The 17994-nt window shown below is 70.5% G+C and carries 17 protein-coding genes; 12 read left to right on the top strand and 5 right to left on the bottom strand.

Annotated features, from left to right (window positions below; all coding sequences use genetic code 11):
• From ACU6WZ_RS26435 to ACU6WZ_RS26395, 9 genes are all read left to right on the top strand, one after another.
• A complete protein-coding gene (locus tag ACU6WZ_RS26435; protein ID WP_447030686.1) occupies positions 1 to 1455 on the top strand; it encodes an aldehyde dehydrogenase family protein in 1455 nt (484 codons plus the stop codon).
• Between the two features lie 101 nt (positions 1456 to 1556).
• On the top strand, positions 1557 to 2639 hold the full coding sequence (locus tag ACU6WZ_RS26430) for an LLM class flavin-dependent oxidoreductase (RefSeq protein WP_447030685.1): 1083 nt from the start codon (positions 1557 to 1559) through the stop codon (positions 2637 to 2639).
• Entirely contained in the window at positions 2636 to 3805 is a 1170-nt protein-coding gene (locus tag ACU6WZ_RS26425; protein ID WP_447030684.1) for a LuxE/PaaK family acyltransferase, read from the top strand. The genes ACU6WZ_RS26430 and ACU6WZ_RS26425 overlap by 4 nt, the downstream gene beginning before the upstream one ends.
• A 41-nt stretch (positions 3806 to 3846) precedes the next feature.
• Positions 3847 to 4878, top strand: a complete 1032-nt coding sequence (locus tag ACU6WZ_RS26420; RefSeq protein WP_447030683.1) for an alpha/beta hydrolase family protein — start codon at positions 3847 to 3849, stop codon at positions 4876 to 4878.
• A 71-nt stretch (positions 4879 to 4949) separates the two neighbouring features.
• The gene (locus ACU6WZ_RS26415) at positions 4950 to 6293 is read left to right on the top strand and encodes an IS4 family transposase (RefSeq protein WP_447028847.1); all 1344 of its coding nucleotides are present in this window, start codon (positions 4950 to 4952) and stop codon (positions 6291 to 6293) included.
• A 38-nt stretch (positions 6294 to 6331) separates the two neighbouring features.
• Entirely contained in the window at positions 6332 to 7135 is an 804-nt protein-coding gene (locus ACU6WZ_RS26410) for a class I SAM-dependent methyltransferase (protein ID WP_447030682.1), read from the top strand.
• A 21-nt stretch (positions 7136 to 7156) separates the two neighbouring features.
• Positions 7157 to 8707 carry an alpha/beta hydrolase gene (locus ACU6WZ_RS26405; protein WP_447030681.1) on the top strand — a complete coding sequence of 517 codons (1551 nt, stop codon included), beginning with the start codon at positions 7157 to 7159 and terminating at the stop codon, positions 8705 to 8707.
• Complete coding sequence (locus tag ACU6WZ_RS26400) at positions 8704 to 10272, top strand: MFS transporter (protein ID WP_447030680.1); 1569 nt, start codon at positions 8704 to 8706, stop codon at positions 10270 to 10272. The genes ACU6WZ_RS26405 and ACU6WZ_RS26400 overlap by 4 nt, the downstream gene beginning before the upstream one ends.
• Positions 10273 to 10372: 100 nt before the next feature.
• Positions 10373 to 10879 carry a flavin reductase family protein gene (locus tag ACU6WZ_RS26395; RefSeq protein ID WP_447030679.1) on the top strand — a complete coding sequence of 169 codons (507 nt, stop codon included), beginning with the start codon at positions 10373 to 10375 and terminating at the stop codon, positions 10877 to 10879.
• Positions 10880 to 10912: 33 nt separating this feature from the next.
• Here the strand turns inward: ACU6WZ_RS26395 and ACU6WZ_RS26390 are convergent, their stop codons facing one another.
• Positions 10913 to 11674 carry a DedA family protein gene (locus ACU6WZ_RS26390; protein WP_447030678.1) on the bottom strand — a complete coding sequence of 254 codons (762 nt, stop codon included), beginning with the start codon at positions 11672 to 11674 and terminating at the stop codon, positions 10913 to 10915.
• A gap of 96 nt (positions 11675 to 11770) precedes the next feature.
• Positions 11771 to 12223, bottom strand: a complete 453-nt coding sequence (locus ACU6WZ_RS26385) for a DUF4442 domain-containing protein (RefSeq protein WP_447030677.1) — start codon at positions 12221 to 12223, stop codon at positions 11771 to 11773.
• A 93-nt stretch (positions 12224 to 12316) separates the two neighbouring features.
• Between ACU6WZ_RS26385 and ACU6WZ_RS26380 the strand changes: the two genes are divergently transcribed.
• Positions 12317 to 13360, top strand: a complete 1044-nt coding sequence (locus tag ACU6WZ_RS26380) for a DUF8017 domain-containing protein (RefSeq protein ID WP_447030676.1) — start codon at positions 12317 to 12319, stop codon at positions 13358 to 13360.
• Between the two features lie 58 nt (positions 13361 to 13418).
• The gene (locus tag ACU6WZ_RS26375; protein ID WP_447030675.1) at positions 13419 to 14756 is read left to right on the top strand and encodes an MFS transporter; all 1338 of its coding nucleotides are present in this window, start codon (positions 13419 to 13421) and stop codon (positions 14754 to 14756) included.
• Here ACU6WZ_RS26375 and ACU6WZ_RS26370 read toward each other — a convergent pair.
• The 3 genes from ACU6WZ_RS26370 to ACU6WZ_RS26360 all read right to left on the bottom strand — a co-directional run bounded on the left by ACU6WZ_RS26370 (position 14718) and on the right by ACU6WZ_RS26360 (position 17071).
• Entirely contained in the window at positions 14718 to 15563 is an 846-nt protein-coding gene (locus tag ACU6WZ_RS26370) for a spermidine synthase (RefSeq protein ID WP_447030674.1), read from the bottom strand. The genes ACU6WZ_RS26375 and ACU6WZ_RS26370 overlap by 39 nt on opposite strands.
• Before the next feature lie 103 nt (positions 15564 to 15666).
• A complete protein-coding gene (tuf, locus tag ACU6WZ_RS26365; protein WP_447030673.1) occupies positions 15667 to 16848 on the bottom strand; it encodes an elongation factor Tu in 1182 nt (393 codons plus the stop codon).
• Positions 16849 to 16945: 97 nt separating this feature from the next.
• Positions 16946 to 17071 carry a hypothetical protein gene (locus ACU6WZ_RS26360; protein WP_447030672.1) on the bottom strand — a complete coding sequence of 42 codons (126 nt, stop codon included), beginning with the start codon at positions 17069 to 17071 and terminating at the stop codon, positions 16946 to 16948.
• A gap of 191 nt (positions 17072 to 17262) precedes the next feature.
• Here ACU6WZ_RS26360 and ACU6WZ_RS26355 point away from each other — a divergent pair, with 191 nt between their 5' ends.
• Positions 17263 to 17964, top strand: a complete 702-nt coding sequence (locus ACU6WZ_RS26355) for a TVP38/TMEM64 family protein (protein ID WP_447030671.1) — start codon at positions 17263 to 17265, stop codon at positions 17962 to 17964.
• Positions 17965 to 17994: the final 30 nt, after the last annotated feature.

The raw sequence follows: 17994 nt of genomic DNA, 5'->3' as shown, positions 1-17994 counted from the left end.
GTGACCGGTCACGTGGTGCTGCCGGCGCCGTCGAAGGTGAAGACCCACCCGTTCATGGTGTGGGGTGAGCGCGTCGAGCCCGACGACGACCCCCGCGTCCTGGAGTTCCCGAACGGGGCGAAGGCCGCGGTCCCGCGGCTGACCCCGGCGCTCGTCGACCGGCTGGAGAACCCGCCGACCGACCTCGCCGAGACCCCGCTGCAGGAGATCGTCGCCTACCTCAACCGGATCGGGCACCTGTGGAACAACGAGGAGTACGCGCGCCGCAGGCTCTACGTCCGCGAACTGAAGCGGATGCACGGCTACTCCCAGCAGATGGCCGACGCCGAGGCCGACCTGATCTCGGCGACGCTGCGGGCGCACGCCCAACTGCACGACATGGTGGCCGTGGAGCTCGGTCACCGGCAGATCATGGACCGCTGGATCCCCCGTGAGGACGCGGAGGTGCGCGCCTACCCGCGTGGCAGCAGTGTGCACATCCTGCCCGGCAACGTCCCGTACTCGACCACGGTCTCGCTGGTCCGCGCGCTGCTGACCAAGAACACCTCGGTGCTCAAGTACGCCGCCGGCGAGCCCGCAACCGCGGTCGCGCTGGCCCAGAGCTTCACCGACATCGACCCCGGCCACCCGGTGACGAGGTCCGTCAGCGCGGTCTTCTGGGAGCGGGACAGCGAACTGGGCCGGCGCATGCTCGGCTCCGCCGATGTGATCTGCGCGTGGGGCGGCGCGGAGGCGGTGCAGGCGGCATACCGGAACTGCTCGCCGGAAGCAATCGTCGTACCGTACGGCCCCCGGCGCAGTCTTACCGTCGTGGGCAAGGACGCCGACATGGCGAGGGCGGCCCGCGGCATCGCGCACGACGCGTCGATGTACGAGCAGCGCGCCTGCTTCTCGACCCACCAGGTGTTCACCGACGCCGACCCCGAGGAGTTCGCCGACCGGCTGCAGGTCGAGCTGGTGCGCTACGAGGAGATGCTGCCGCGCACCTCGGTCACCGCCGACGAGGCCGCGCAGGCATCGATGGAAGTCGCCGCCCAGCAGTTCCTCGGACAGCGCGTGCGCACCGGCTCCTGGGGATCGATCCTGATCACCGACCCTTCCACCGTCACCGAACTGCCCAGCGCCCGGACGGTGTTCGTGCATCCGGTGCCGAACCTGGCCGAGGTGTCGCAGTGGGTCGACCCGAGCGTGCAGACCATCGGCCTGGCCCCGTGGTCGCTGCACGAGCAACTGCGCGACGAGCTGGCCCGGCGCGGCGCGTGCCGGTTCGTCGAGGCCGGTCTGTCGCCGTTCTTCCGGCTCGGCGGCTCGCACGACGGCCTCCAGCCGCTGCAGATGATGACCCGGATGGTCTCGGTCGAGGCCCCGAGGCTCAACTACGGCAAGGGAATGGTCGTGCCCATCGACCAGTCCGAGTTCCTCGAACACCGCCGCCTGCGCGACCTGCTCATGTGACGGCCCTGCCACCGACCGCCACGTTTCCCCACCGCACCACACACCCCCGCACCACACACAGCCGCACCACACACAGCCGCACCACACACAGGAGAGATCTGATGGACGTAGGCGTGATGCTCACGACGGCACACCCCGACCACTGGTCGGAGACCGAGGTCTTCGACTACTCGATGGACTTCGCCGTCGAGGCCGACAAGATCGGCTACCAGTCGGCCTGGCTGCTCGAGCACCACTTCACCCGCTACGGCCTGTGCCCGAACACGCTCACCATGGCGGGTTACGTACTGGGCGCGACCAAGCAGATCAAGGTCGGCACCGCGGTGGTCATCCTGCCGCTGGACCACCCGATCCGCATCGCCGAGCAGACCAACATGCTCGACCAGCTCAGCCACGGCCGGTTCATCCTGGGCGTGGGCCGCGGTTACTTCCCGAAGGACTTCGAGGCCTTCGGGGTGGACCCGGCCAAGTCGCACGTCCTGCAGACCGAGTACGTCGACGTCATCCGCAGCATCTGGGAGACCGGGAGCGCCAAGTGGGACGGCCAGGAGATCACCCTGCCGGACGTGACACCGTTCCCCACCCAGTTCACCAAGCCGCACCCGCCGATGTACGGCGTGGGCCAGTCCCCCTCCACCATCGAGTGGGCCGCGTCGCGCGGGATTCCGCTGATCATGCCGGCCATCGGCGCGTACGAGGCGATGCGCTCGATCATCGACCTCTACAACGAGACCGCGGAGAGCCACGGCATCGACCCGACCACGGTGCCGCACGCCCTGTGCACCGTCGCTCACGTCGCCGAGACCACCCAGAAGGCGCAGGACGAGATCTGGAAGCACATGTGCTGGTGGGAGCAGGAGCACGACGACGCCGCGTTCACCATGGAGCAGCTGCAGAAGCTGCCGAACTACCGCTTCCAGTACGGCGAGTGGCAGGCCGCCGCGCTGCGCGGCGACCGCACCAACGCGGACTTCACCAACTACATGCTGGAGAACAGCATCGTGGGCAGCGTGGAGGAGTGTGTGGACCGCATCGGCCGCACCATGGAGGTCACCGGGGTGCGCAACTTCCAGCTCGGGGTGGAGGCGACCCTCAACCGCGACCGGATCCTGGAGAACATGAACATGTTCGCCGAGGAAGTGCTGCCGCGTATCGGCTGGAAGCCGAGCGGAACCGAGTCGTGAGCGCCCCGACCGGTGCCGGCACCCGGCCGTCCAGCGTACTGACCGGCACGGAGTTCGCCGAACTCGACCGTCTCATCTTCGAGGACGACGACTGGTGGGCGATGGCGAGTGCGGACCAGGCCGCGCTGCGCCACCGGTTGATCACCGCCGCGGTGGCACACCATCTGGAGCACAACGCGGACTACCGCAGGTTCGCCGAGGCGGGCGGGTTCACCCTCGCCGACCTCGACGACCCCGCGGGCCTGCTGCGGGTGCCGCAGTTCCCGACCCGGATGTTCAAGCGGGTGGAGGTGCGCAGCGTGCCCGCGGCGGACTGCGACGTGTTCAAGTCGAGTGGCACCAGCGGCACTCGGAGCATGGTGTGGCGGGACGAACCGTCGTTGGAGCGGCTGGCCGGCTCGCTGCGTCCCGAGGGGGACATCTGGCGTGATCTCTACGGCGACATCGATCTGGACGACGACGGCGAAATGGCGCACCTCGGGCCGAACCGGCGCGAGGCGGACGGCGTGTGGATCAGCTACATCATGACGCTGGTCGAGATGTTCGCCTCCACTCGCTCGTATGTCGGCGACGGGGTGCTGCGCCTCGGGGATGTCGTACGCGACCTGGAGACCTCGCTGGCCGACGGCCGGTTCGTGTGCGTCGCGGGTCCTCCGGTGTTCGTGGCGGAGCTGCTGCGGCACATGGCCGACAACAGCGTCAAGTTGTCCGCGGGTGACCGGATGGCGGTCATCACCGGCGGCGGCTGGAAGAAGGACGAGTCCACCAGGCTCGACCCGGCACAGTTGCGGTCGCTCGCGGTGGACACCTTCGGCCTGGCATCGGCGTCGCAGGTGCGCGACGTGTTCAACCAGGTGGAGCTGAACACCGCGTTCATCGAGTGCGAGCACCACCGCAAGCACGTGCCGCCGTGGGTCGAGGTGATCGTGCGCGACCCGCGCGACCTGTCTCCGGTGCCGGCCGGACAGGCCGGCCTGATGTCCTACCTGGACCCGACAGCCCGCAGCTACCCGTGCTTCCTGCTGGCGGAGGACTTCGGATCCGCCGAGACCGATGCCTGCCCCTGCGGGCGGGGCGGCACCACGGTCGAGATCCACCGCAGAATGCGGACGTCCAGTCACCACGGCTGCGCCCTGCGCCTGGCCGAAACGGTGCGGACCGTCTGACGAGCAGGACAGCCCAACAACGGATCGAAGGAGGGGGAGACATGTCGACAGAGTGTTTCGACGTGACGACAAAGGACGGCCGGACCGTAGCGGTGTGGCGGGACGGCCCGCCGGCCGGTGACACTCCGGGGCCGGTCGTCGTCATGGCGCCGGGCTTCGGCCAGCGGATGCGCAGCTCCGGGGTGCTCGCCCTGATGCTGGTGTACAACGGCGCCACGGTGTACCGGTTCGACGCGCTGGACCATGTCGGGATCAGCGACGGCGAGATCACCGACTACTCCATCACCGAGCTGATGGAGGCTCTCACGTCGGTGGTCGACACCGTACGCACCCGTGAGGGGGTGGAGTCGGTCTCGATGGTCGCCACCAGCCTGGCGGCCCTGCCGGTGCTGCAGTTCGCGGCCACCAAGAAGTGCACGGACAACATCGCGTTGATGCTCGGGGTGGTCAACGGCAGGCAGACCCTGCTCAAGGTTCTTGACGTCGACTACCTGGACTGGGACGTGGACACGCTCCCCGCCCGGGTTCACATCGACAAGCACGCCGTGGACCCGAGCCCGATCGTCAAGGAGACCAGGGTCGTCGACTGGTGGGAACTGTCCGCCACGATCGACGCGCTGTCGGTGCTCAACATCCCGGTGCGCAACTTCGTCGCCGCCGATGACGACTGGGTGGACATCGCCGACGTGCGCGCCGCGTTCGACGCGGCCAACCTCGACCAGCGCAATGTCATCCAGGTCGCGGTCTCCGGGCACGCGCTGCTGCGCAACCCGGTGGCGCTCAAGGCACTACTGATGGACGTGACCCGCAGTCTGGTCGGCGGTGAGGACGAGCCGGTGATGCCGAGCTTCGAGGAGATCGTCTCGCTGCGTGGCGCCGAACGCGAACTCGAACGCCACCACGTGGCCTCCCGCGCGGGCGGCCCGGCACAACCCACGGAGCAATGCCGGGAAGCTTGGCTTGATCATCTCGTGTGCGGGCGCTGGATGCAGCGAAGCTCCTGTAGAACGAGCGATCTACCACGATCGACTTGTTCGGAACAGGAGCTTCGTTGTCTGGGGAGTCTGGCATAGAGGGGTCGTCGCGTGCGAGCGCGGGACAGACGGGGCAGCTGGGTGTGTTGCGCCAGGTTGTGACACGGCGGATGGTCACGGATGTGCTGGCGGCTTCCGGCCGCGGGGACCGGCGTAGTGACGGCAAACTCTGCGCGGTGACGTGTGTGTTCTTCGTGCTCGCGTTGACGCTGTTCCCGAGAGACGGCTACCGGTCGGTGCTGTCGAAGCTGGCCGGTGGGACGGCGCGGCTGGCCGCGCGGGGCCAGCTGGTCTCCTCCTCGGCGCTGCGGCAGCGCCGCGTCACGCTGGGCCCGGAGCCGTTCCGGTTACTGTTCGAGCGGATCGCCGGGCCGGTCGGCACGGTCGCGATGCCGGGGGTGTTCTGGCGGGGGCTTCGGCTGGCCTCGGTGGACGGCACGTTTCTCGAGGTCGCCGACACCGCGGTGAACGCGGTGTTCGGCCGGACCCGCAATCAGCGGCGGATCGCCGCGTTCCCCCAGGTCCGCCTGGTCGCGCTGATCGAGTGCGGGACCCGGGCGCTGCTCGGGGTGGCGTTCGACATCCGCCGGGTCTGTGAGCAGGACCTGACACGGCGCCTGCTGGACCGGATGCGCCCCGGGATGCTGGTCCTGGCCGACCGGGGATTCCCGGGCTGGCTGCTGTGGGTCGATGCCGCCGCCGGCGGGGCGGATCTGTTGTGGCGGATCTCGGCGGCGGTGCGGCTGGTCCCCGACGAGGTCCTGCCCGACGGCTCCTGGCTCGCGACCCGGCACGCGCACAAGAACATCACGAAAGCCCTGGCGGGGCGGCCCCGGTCGGTACGGATCCGGGTGATCGAGATGGTGGTCGTCATCGAGGCCGCCGACGGGTCACGACGCCATGAGCCCTACCGGCTCATCACCACCTTGCTCGACCCTGCGGCCTTCCCCGCCGGTGAACTGGCCGCACTGTATTCCCAGCGGTGGGAATCCGAGCTCGAATTCCGGGACTTGAAGATCACTCAGCGCGGGGCACGCGCCGTCCTGAGATCGAAGACACCCGCGCTGGTCAACCAGGAGATCTGGGCGTATCTCGTCACCCACCAGGCGATCCGCCGCACGATCAGTTCCACCGCCGCCGGCCACGGGCTCGATGCCGACCGGCTCTCCTTCACTGTCGCCCTGACCGTCGCCCGGGACACCGTGATCCGCACCACGGCGCGGATCGGCACCCACCTCGCCGAGATGACCACGTCGCTGCTGGCGAACCTGCGATCGGCCGAGCGACGCCTGCGGGTCTGCCCCCGGACCGTGAAACGCCCCAGCTCCATCTTCCCCTCGAAACCCGCCGGGCCGGCCAGCCGCAGCACAAAAATCACCGGATACGGGATCGAAATCATCCCACTCGACACAACCCCGCCGACCACCGCGGAGCCCGACAGCCACACGAGATGATCAAGCCAAGCTTCCCGGCATTGACCCACGGAGTAGGTGTGAACAGGGTGGAACCGTCACGTCACGGCCACGCAGAGACGGCGGCCGGCACAGCAGGGGACTCGACCCTCATGGACGCCGCGTACAGCGGTGTCTACGGCGAGATCTACCGCACGCACTGGTGGTGGCGCGCCCGCGAGCACCAGGTGCTGCACTACGTCGGCAAACACGGCCGGTGGGGCGGCCGACGAGCGAAGGTCCTCGACGTCGGCTGCGGCGACGGGTTCATCTGGCGGCGGCTCGAACCCTTCGGCGACGTCGAGGGGATCGAGCCGGACCGGGTGCTCGTGGCACCCGATTCGCCGGTCCGCGACCGGATCGAGGTCGCGGACTTCGTCCAGGGACGCCCGCGCGGCGCGGACCACGACCTGGTGCTGATGCTCGACGTACTCGAACACATCGATGACCAGGGCGCCGCGCTGCGCCGCATCGCGTCCCTGCTCGGCCCGGACGGGCGCGGTGTCATCACCGTCCCCGCGCTCATGGCGTTGTGGAGCGAGTTCGACGAACTCAGCGGCCACTTCCGCCGCTACACCCGGGAGTCCTTGCGTACGGCGCTGGAATCCGCCGGGCTCAGGGTGCTCGAAGTGCGCTACTACTACGCCTGGACGGTCCTGCCTCTGTTCCTGCGCCGGCTGTTCTTCAAGGCGGCGGCTTCGGAGCACAGCCATTTCGTGCGGCCGCCGGTCACGCCCGTCAACCAGCTGATGTACCGGCTGAGCCGCATCGATCACTGGCTCACCCGCCGGCTGCCCGCGCCTGCCGGCAGCTCACTGATCGCCGTGGTCGCCAGGACACCCTGACCAACCAGTAAGGAATCTGACATGTCGGAACATCGCGCGCGGTTCTCTCGCCGCGTCCGGGGGCTGGTGGCCGCCTGCAGCGCCGTGGTCCTCGCCATGATCCTGCCCCCGGCGGCCCAGGCCCAGGAGGAGAGAACCGCCCCGGTGGCGGAGATCGACTGGGCCGACTGCGGTGAGGGCTCGGTGACCGGCGCCCAGTGCGCCGCCGTGGAGGTGCCGCTGGACTGGGCGAAGCCGAACGGGCAGAAGATCACCCTGGCCCTGTCGATGCTGCCCGCACTGGACCGGGCGAACCGGATCGGCCCGCTGCTGTTCAACCCGGGCGGCCCCGGCGGCTCCGGCATGGCAGCGGTGGCCTACAGCGACCTGCTCTCCGCCGCCCCCGAGTTCGCACCGTTGCGCCAGCGCTTCGACCTGATCGGGTTCGACCCGCGCGGTGTTGGCCAGAGCTCGCCGATCACCTGCCCGGAGCCGCTGCACGACCCCGCCGTCAGTACGTTCCCGCGGACCCCGGCAGCCTTCGAGCGACTCCGCCGGCTCAACAAGAAGGCGGGCACGGCATGCCGGGAGGCAACCGGCCCACTGATCGACCACGTAGACACCGCGAGCGTCGTCTCCGATGTCGAAGCGCTGCGCAAGGCACTGGGTGCGAAGAAAATCTCCTGGCTGGGCCTGTCCTACGGCACGGAGATCGGCTCGCTCTACGCCCAGCGCCACCCGGACCGGGTGCGGACGATGGTGCTCGACGGAGTCGTCGACCACAGCCGCCCGGCCCGGGTGGCCGCGCTCGACGAGGCCCGCGCCACCGAGCAGGCGCTGCGGCGCTTCGCCGACTGGTGCCGCGGCGACGCGGGGTGTGTGCTGCGTGAGGCCGATGTGATCGCGACGTACGACGCCGTCATGACGGCGGCGCGCACCTCGGGCATCCCCGCGTCCAGCCTCGGGCGGGAGGTCACGGCGGAGGAACTCGCCAACGGCGCGTACACCTTCTTGACGCAGCCGTCGGCGTGGCCTTCGCTGGCCGGTGCGCTCGCCGCCGCCGCGGGCCTGGCCGGGGACGCCGACGCCGCCGGCCTGGTCTCCACCGCGTCGTTCCTGCAGCCGGAGTACAAGGCCTACCGGACCGTGGGCTGCCACGACTTCGCGCCGAACACCCATGGATTCCTCGACATGGCGGTGCAGTCCGCCCGCTTGCGGTCGGTCGCCCCGCACACCTGGCGCTATTCGGAGTTCTGGGACTGGACCAGCGGCTGTGCGGGCTGGCCGGTACCTGCCGCGAACCCGCCCGCCCCGGTGTCGGTCCACGGCGCACCGCCGATCCTGCTGGTCAACACCCGCTTCGACCCGGCCACTCCCCACAAGTGGGCGCGCGGACTCGCGGCGAAGATCGACGGCAGCCGGCTGCTCACCGTTGAGGGCGACGGTCACACCGGCATCCTCAACTCGTCCTGCGCGCGCGGCCACGAGGCCGAGTACCTGGTGACCGGGCGGACGCCCGCGGCCGGCACGACGTGCGCGGCGTCGCCGTCGCCCGCAGCCGCTTCGGCGATCACCGGCGGCGGACTGCGGTGACCGGGACCCCGGGCGCACCGTCCGCGCAGAGCACCGGCGCCACAGCGGGCAGGGCCACGTACGAGGAGTGGCTCGGCCTGGTGGTGATCGTGCTGTGCTGCGTCCTTGTGGCGATGGACATCAGCGTGCTGTTCTACGCGGTGCCTTTCGTCTCGGCCGACCTGGCCCCCAGCACTTCCGAGGTGTTGTGGGTGATGGACATCTACGGATTCCTGCTCGCGGGCCTGCTGATCACCATGGGGGCGCTGGGCGACCGGATCGGACGGCGCAGGCTCCTGCTGTTCGGTGCGGCCGGGTTCGGCGTCGCGTCGGTCCTCGCGGCCTACTCCAGCAGCCCTGAGCTGCTCATCGCCAGCCGGGCCCTGTTGGGAGTAGCCGGCGCCACTCTGGCGCCTTCGACCCTGTCGCTGATCCGGAACATGTTCCACGACGAGGGTCAGCGCCGCGCGGCGATCGGCCTGTGGACCGCCGGGTTCGCCGCCGGCGCGATGCTCGGCCCGATCACCGCGGGTGTGCTGCTGGAGTACTTCTGGTGGGGGTCGGTGTTCCTCATCAACGTGCCGATCATGCTGCTGGTGCTCGCGCTGGGCCCCGTCCTGCTGCCGGAGTTCCGCAGTCCCAGCCCGGAACGGTTCGACTTGTTCAGCGCGGCTCTGTCGCTGGCGGCGGTGCTGCCGGTGGTCTACGGAGCCAAAAGGTTCGCCGAGGGTCACCTCGACTGGAAGTCGGTCGCGTCGGTCGCCGCCGGTGTGGCGATCGGTGTGCTGTTCGTCCAGCGGCAGCGCCGCTCGCGGGACCCGCTCATCGACACCAAGCTCTTCCGTGACCGGGCGTTCAGCACCGCCATCGTCACCACCACGGTGGTGCAGTTCGCGATGCTCGGCATGATGATGCTCAGTTCGCAGTACGCGCTGTCGGTGCTGGGGCTGCGCCCGTTGGTCGCGTCCATGTGGCAGCTGCCCGCCATCGCCACGCTGTTTCTCGGCCTCACGGTGGCGGGCGTGCTGGCCAAGCGGGTGCGGCCCGTGTTCATCGTGTGCACCGGACTGACCGTCGCCGCCGTGGGCTTCGCGGTGATGAGCCTGGTGACGGCGGACGGCGGGCTGGCCGTCATCGTCGTCGGGGGCAGCATCATGACCTCCGGGGTGGGCATGGTCGTGCTGCTGGCCACCGACGTCGTGGTCGCGACCGCACCACCGGAGAGGGCGGGGTCGGCGTCGGCGATGTCGGAGACCAGCAACGAGTTCGGCGGCGCCATCGGTATCGCGATGCTCGGGAGTATCGCGCTGACGGTGTACCGGCGCGAGGTGGAAGACGTCATCCCCGCGCAGCTGCCCGCCGAGGCCGGTGGGGCGATCCGCGGCACGCTCCAGGCGGCGGTGGAAGTCGCCAAGACGCTGCCGGAACCTGCCGCCACAGTGCTCAGGCGGGGCAGCATCGAGGCGTTCACCGACGGGTTGCAGGTCGCGGTGCTCACCGGTTCGGCGATCCTCCTGGCCGTCGCCGTGGCCGCGGCGATCGCGCTGCGGCCCGTCCGCATCCACGCGAACCACGTGGGGGAATGACATGCACTCCCCTGTGTCCGCGCCGGTGTCCACGCCTGTCCCCACGCCCGTGCCCGGGCCTGTGTCCACGCCGCCGTTCCGATCGGCGAACCAGTCGGCCGTGACCGTCGAAGGGACGGCCCTGCGCACCGCTCTGAGGCCTTTCGCCTCGGGGGTGGCGGTACTCACCGCCACCGACTCGGCCGGCCCCGCCGGAGTGACCGTCACGTCGCTGACCTCGATCAGCACCGAACCCGCGCTGGTCTCCTTCGCCCTGGCCGACACCTCCTCCACCTGGAGTCGGATCAAGGACAACCAGTGGTTCGGGATCCAAATCCTGGCCGGGGACCAGGTGGACGTGGCCAGGCGCTTCGCCACGCCGGGCATCGACCGGTTCGCCCCGCCCACCCGCTGGCGCACCGGACCGCACGGTGTCCCCCTCCTCGACGGCTGCCTGTCCTGGCTGGTCTGCTCCCGGTACGACCAGATCAGGCTCGGGGACCACCATCTGGTCGTCGGCGCCGTCGACCACGCACGGTTGGGCACGCACGGCGACAGCCTGGTCCACCTCCACGGCGCCCTGCAGCCGGTCGCCTCCCTCGCCCTCGCCAAAGCGCGCGTCGAATAGCGTCCTGCCGCCGGGTCATGGCCGGGGCCGCTGTCAGTCGACGGTCGCTGCGGCCTTGTCCGACGCGAGAGTCTTCTCGGGTGCGGAAACCGCTTCCGGGGCAGAGGCTGCTTCCGAGGCAGAGGCCGCTTCCGCCGCAGACGTCTGCGGCCGGCCGGCGCCGTCGTCCAGGGCGCGCTCCTCTGCCTGCGCCGCCGCGTTCTTGGCGCGGTTCTTGAGTACGAGCATCGACGTGAGGCCGAACAGCACGGCGAGCACCAGGCCCAGCCATGAGAAGCGCTTGAGCCACGCCTCGGCGACCACGCCCACCGAGTAGATGACGGCGACGGTGCCGCCCGCCCACAGAATGCCGCCGAACACGTTGGCGAGCAGGAACTTCCAGTAGGGCATGCGCAGTACGCCCGCGAGCGGCCCGGCGAAGATCCGCAGCAGCGCCACGAAGCGGCCGAAGAAGACCGCCCACACACCCCACTTCTCGAAAGACCGCTCGGCCATCGCGATGTTGGCCTCGCTGAAGTGCTTGGGGAACTTGCGGCCGAGCTTGGCCAGCAGCGGCCTGCCGCCCTTGCGCCCGATCGCGTAACCGATCGAGTCCCCGATGACGGCGCCCGCCGACGCGCATGCCCCGAGGACGTACGGGTCGATGTCGCCGTGCTGGGAGGCGAGCAGGGCCGAGCTGACGAGGACGATCTCCCCCGGCAGCGGAATGCCCAGACTTTCCAGTCCGATGACGATGCCCACCAGGAGGTAGATGCTGATCGCCGGGATGGTCTCGAGCCACTCCGTGATGTGCAAGGCCGGTTCCTGTTCCTCGAAAGATGCGCGGCTGCCCGCCGTGCGCCGCCGCGGCACACGGCGGGCAGCCTACCCGCCCCGGCAGGGCCGAGTTCGTCAGCCGCTGGGTCGCAGCGTCCACACCACGGTCATCTCGCCGGTCACGGCCCCGTCCGCGCGCTGGAGGGAGATCTCGACGGGGAATTCCGGGCGCTGCCCGGCGTCGAGCTCGGCGACCACGTCCGCCACCGGGCGGCCGAGGGTCGCGGTCGCGGTGACCACGCCCATCGCGAGCTTCTTGTAGCCGATCTCGGCCTTGACTGCGAGCGGCACCGCACGCGAGAGCTGGTCGCCGAAGGCGGCGATGACGATCGCGCCGCTCGCCGACTCGGCGAGCGTGAACATCGCTCCGGCGTGCGGGCCGCCCACGTGGTTGTGGTAGTCCGCCTGGTCCGGCAGGCGGACTACCGCGCGCTCCGCGGTGGTCTCCAGGAATTCGAGGTTGAGGGTACGGGCCATGGGAACGGTCGCGACGAGCATCTCGCCGACGGACAACTGGTCTGCGCTCATGACCAGCGATGTTACCCACGAGTAGACAGCCTGGCCATCCCGGAGAGGGGTGGACATGGCGCCCGCGGACACGCACCTCTATCGTTACCGGCCATGTGGCCAGGACAGCAGCCGCCCGGGGGCGAGCAGAACCCGCAAGACCCGAACCAGAATCCGTACCGGCAGCCGGATTATCATCAGGACAACCCCTATCAGCAGGCCAACCCGCACCAGCAGGCCAACCCGTACCAGCAGCCGCACGCTCAGCAGTACGGGGCGCCGGTGCCTCCCGCACCCCCTGCGCCTCCCCCGCATCCCGGTGGACCCCAGCCACCGGACCGCAACGGGAAGAAGACCACCGTCGTCGCGATCGTCGCGGCCAGCGCCGTGGTCGCGGCCGGCGTGATCACCGGCGTGGTTGTCCTGGGCAAGGACGACAAGGGCGGCTCCCCCGTGGCGGGCGACAAGCCGAGTCCTTCGGTGTCCTCCGCCCCCGAGGACACTCCGAAGGAGCCGTCCGCGCCCGCCTCGGCTCCCGAGAATCCGCGCGGGGGCTCGACGGAGAAGGCGAAGCCGACCATCCCGGGCTGGAAGGTCGTGACCAACCCGAAGCACGGCACCCGCTTCGACGTACCCGCCGAGTGGGAGGTGGAGAAGCCCGGCGTGACGATCAGTTACGAGGACTCGAAGAACCCGGGGAAGCTCCTCATCGGGATGTCGTCGCCGGCGTATTTCAAGAGCACCTGGTGCCGTGACGACTCCGACGACAACGGCAGCGAGGAGGAGTACAAGCTGGCGGCGGTCGGCAGCCGGGGCGCGAACGGCGCCGGCGACGCCGGCACCGAGGCCGAGAACGTGGCGGGCCAGTGGCTCTACGCCGCGTACGACCAGAAGCAGACCGGCACGTTCAAGATCTCCAAGGCGAAACCGTTCACCTCCGCCTCCGGGCTCAGGGGCAGCGTCGCCGCGGCCACCGTCACGGGCGTCACCAAGAAGAACAAGTGCGACACCGACGGAAAGTCGATCGCCTTCGCCTTCAAGAACGCCAGCGGCGACTTCGCCGTCTGGAATCTCTACACCGCCAAGGGCGTCGAGGGGGAGCTGCCGGACGCCACGATCCGCAAGATCCTCGGCACGGTCCGGCTGGCCGGCTCCTGACCGAATCTGCCGCCCGACCGGTTTGGCGATGACGGGCGACGGCAGCGATAGTCCGGACGTGACTTCTCCCGCCGCTCCCCGCCGAGTCCGCCGCCCCGACTGGGCGGGCCGCAACTACGTGCTGCTGACCGCCGCCGCGATCGTGACGAACCTGGGCAGCCACGGTGCGCTGATCGCGGCGGCGTTCGCGGTGCTGCAGTCGGGCGGCGACGGCGGGGACGTGGGTCTGGTGGCCGCGGCGCGCACACTGCCGCTGGTCTTGTTCCTGCTGATCGGCGGCGCGATCGCTGACCGGCTGCCGCGGCACCGGGTGATGGTCGCCGCCAACTCCCTCAACTGCGTCTCCCAGGGGGCCTTCGCCTTCCTGGTATTGGCTGGGGACCCCCAGCTGTGGCAGATGATGCTCCTGACGGCTCTGTGCGGCACCGGACAGGCCTTCTTCAACCCTGCAGCCGAGGGCATGCTGCTGTCCAGCGTCAACGGCGCGCAGGCCAACCGCGCCTTCGCCCTCTTCCGGATGGCCATGCACGGAGCGGCGATCGGCGGCGCGGCACTGGGCGGCGCGCTGATCGCGGCGGTCGGCCCCGGCTGGGTCCTGGCGATCGACGCCGCCGCGTTCGCCGTCGCAGGATCGCTTCGCGCCTTCCTCCAGGTGAGCCACATCGCGCCACGGCTTCCCGGCGGCGGGCTGCTGTCCGATCTGCGCGAGGGCTGGGACGAGTTCATCGGCCGGCCCTGGCTGTGGAGCATCGTGGCGCAGTTCTCGGTGGTCGTCGCCGTCGTCGGAGCGGCCGAGTCGGTGTACGGGCCCCTGGTGGCCAGGGACGAGCTGGGCGGCGCCGCGCCCTGGGGCCTGGCACTGGCGGCGTTCGGAGTCGGCACGGTCGGCGGGGCGTTCATCATGATGCGGTGGAAGCCCCGGCGTCTGCTGCTCGCAGGCACGCTGTGCGTCTTTCCGCTCGCCCTGCCCTCCGCGGCGCTCGCCGTTCCGCTGCCGCTGGCCGGACTCGCGGCGGTGATGTTCTTCAGCGGGGTGGCGATCGAGGTGTTCGGCGTGTCCTGGATGACCGCGCTGCACCAGGAGATCCCCGAGGAGAAGTTCTCGCGGGTATCGGCGTACGACTGGTTCGGTTCGGTGGCGATGCTGCCGCTGGCGACCGCCGTCGCCGGGCCGGTCGAGAGCCTTGTGGGACGCCAGGAGGCGCTGTGGGGCTGCGCTGCCCTGGTGGTCCTCGTCACGGCCGCGGTGCTGTTCGTGCCCGACGTGAGGAATCTGACCCGGCGTTCGCCCGACCCCGTCACGTCGCCCGGCCCCCTCACGTCGCAAGCGGCCCACACCGAGGCGGCCCTCGCCGTGTCAGCCGACGCTGAAGGACCCTCCGGGCGGCTCGGGTGACGCCACGGCGTCGGCGTCGGTGACGGCAGCCGCGCCCGCGATGAAGCGCAGCAGTGAGGGACCGCTCTCCACCCGGGCGGGGAACGCGTCCGCCGCGGTCCGCCGGGCCAGGGCGGCCGTGTCGACGCCCCGGTGGGAGGCGATCAGCACGGCGTTGCCGAAGCGACGGCCACGAAGCACCCCCGGCTCGGCGATGAGGACGACATCCGCGAAGGCCGCCCGGAAGGTGGCCAGTTGCGAGCGGAGGAAGACGAACGGCGCCCCGTCCGCGAGGTTGGCGGCGTAGACGCCACTGGGGCGCAGGACTCGGGCCGCCCCGCGCGCGTACTCCACCGAGGTCAGATGTGCGGGCACCCGTGAACCCCCGAAGACGTCCGCGACGACGACATCGGCGGACCCCTCCGGGGCGCTGTCCAGCCACTGGCGCGCATCCGCGCCGTGCACCCGGATCCCGCATCCCTCGCCCACCGGGAGGTGCTCGGCGACCAGCGCCAGCAGCCCCCGGTCCGCCTCCACCACCTCCTGGCGCGAACCGGGCCTGGTCGTGGCGGTGTAGCGGGGCAGCGACATCCCTCCGCCACCGAGGTGCAGTACGTCGAGGGGCTCCCCCGCGTCGGCCGCGCAGTCGACGACGTGGGCGAGCCGGCGCGCGTACTCGAACTCCAGGTGCGCCGGATCGTCCAGGTCGACGTACGACTGGGGTGCGCCGTCCACCGTGAGCAGCCAGGCCCGCGGCCGGTCCACGTCGGGCATCAGCCTGGCGGTGCCCCAGTCCACGTCCCGGATCACGGGTATCGGCTCGTCCACCCCACCATTGTGCGCGGCCGGGGCACCCCACCCGGACCACGGCGACGGCCCGCCTCCCAGGGGTGTGCCGGGGAGGCGGGCCGCGCTTCGGTCGACGAGCGCTTCAGTCGACGAGCCCGGTGACCGTGCCGGCGCCGACCGTGCGCCCGCCCTCGCGGATCGCGAAGCCGAGTCCCGGCTCCAGCGGCACCTCACGGCCCAGCTCGACGGTGAGGGTGACCGTGTCGCCGGGGCGGGCGACTGCCGTCTCGCCCAGGTCGATGTCGCCGACGACATCCGCGGTACGGATGTAGAACTGCGGCCGGTAACCACTGGTGACCGGCGTCGAACGGCCTCCCTCCCGCGTCGACAGCACGTACACCTGTGCCGTGAAACGGCGGCTGGGCGTGACGCTGCCCGGCTCCGCCACCACATGGCCGCGGCGCACCGCGTCGCGCGGCATGCCACGCAGCAGCAGCGCGACGTTGTCCCCCGCCTCGGCGGACTCCATCGGCTTCCCGAACGTCTCCAGGCCGGTCACGGTGCTGGCCTGCGGACCACCGTCCGCGCCCAGCACGTCGACCCGGTCGCCGACCCGGATCGTGCCGCGCTCGACGGCGCCGGTGACGACCGTGCCGCGCCCGGTGATCGTCAGCACGTTCTCGACGGACATCAGGAACGGCGCGTCCGTGTAGCGCTCAGGGACGGGGACGTACGTGTCCACCGCGTCCAGCAGCGCCTCGATCGCGGCGCTCCAGCGCGGGTCGCCCTCCAGCGCACGCAGCCCGGACACCCGTACGACGGGCGCCGCGTCGCCGCCGTACCCGTGCGCCGACAGCAGCTCACGCACCTCCAGCTCGACGAGATCCGTGAGCTCCTGGTCACCCGCGTCGGCCTTGTTGAGCGCGACGACGATGTGATCGACGCCGACCTGACGGGCCAGCAGGACGTGCTCGGCGGTCTGCGGCATGATTCCGTCGAGCGCGGACACGACGAGGATCGCCCCGTCGAGCTGCGCCGCTCCGGTGACCATGTTCTTGATGTAGTCGGCGTGGCCCGGCATGTCGACATGCGCGTAGTGGCGGGTGTCGGTCTCGTACTCGACGTGCGCGATGTTGATGGTGATGCCGCGCTGCGCCTCCTCGGGGGCCCGGTCGATGCGGTCGAACGGCACGAACGTGCTGCTTCCGCGCTCGCTCAGGACCTTGGTGATGGCGGCGGTCAGGGTGGTCTTGCCGTGGTCGACGTGGCCCATGGTGCCGATGTTCAGGTGCGGCTTGGTGCGCACGTATGCCGTCTTGGGCATGGTGATCTTCCTCGGAAGGTCGAAGCGTGACGTGAAGGGGACCCCTGGGCCTTGCCGACCCTCCCCCTGTGGGGTCCGCCGGACGATCCGGGAAGGGTCAGCTTCGGGCGCCGCCGAAGGGCGCTGCGGCAGCGGCTGCGACTGCGGCCGCTGCAGTGAACGCGGCAGCCTTCGGCGCGTCCGCGACTGCGGACGGCGCTGCGAGGAAGGCGTACCTGGGCATGACGCCGATCCTGGCTCACCGGCGGGGGCGCGTCGAATGGTTTTCCCGTTCAGCTCTGCTCCGCAGGGGAGTTGAGCTGGTAGGAGGTTCTTCAGGGCCCGGCCTTCACCGCTCCGCGCTACGACGGCCGTGCGACGGCCATGCGACGCAGATTACGGCGATCACACCCGATTGTCGGTTAGTCTCCCCGGATGCTCGAGACCGCCCCCGCACCCGCCGGTTTCACCGTCCGCTGCACGAGGGCACTGCTCTCCCCCTGGTCCCGGCTGTCGCTGCTCCTGGTGGTGCTGGCCGCCGGGGTGACGACGATGCTCATCTTCGAGCCGCAGCAGCTGCTGCGGGACGGCTGGCCCCCGCAGCTGAGCGGCGCGGGGGCAGTGGTGCTCTTCGGTGTCGCGTACGGGCTGTGCACCGCGGCGTTCGTGCCCAGGCCGATTGTCAACCTGGCGGCGGGGGCGCTGTTCGGCTCCCAGGCGGGGCTCGCGGCCGCCGTCGCAGGCACGGTCCTCGGCGCCGGCATCTCGTTCGGACTCGGCCGGATGCTCGGCCAGGACGCGCTGCGCCCACTGCTGCGCGGGCGGGCGCTGCTCGCTGCGGACGGGCAGCTGAGCCGTCACGGGTTCCGCACGATGCTGGCCATCCGGCTGTTCCCGGGTGTGCCGTTCGCCGCCGCCAACTACTGCGCCGCGGTGTCCCGGATGGGGTGGCTGCCGTTCCTGCTGGCGACGGGCATCGGCTGCGTGCCGAACACGGCGGCGTACGTCGTCGCGGGCAGCAGCGCCGCCTCCCCCACCTCTCCGGCGTTCCTGATCGCGATGGGGTTCATCGCCGTGCCCGGCCTGTGCGGCGCGGTCGTCGCCTGGCGCAAACGCCACCGCCTGCGCGGCGCGTAGCAGCGGTCCGGCCTCGTGCGACGGCAACAA

The organism is Streptomyces hypolithicus (genome assembly GCF_052934925.1).
This window is presented reverse-complemented; position numbering and strand designations above follow the sequence as displayed.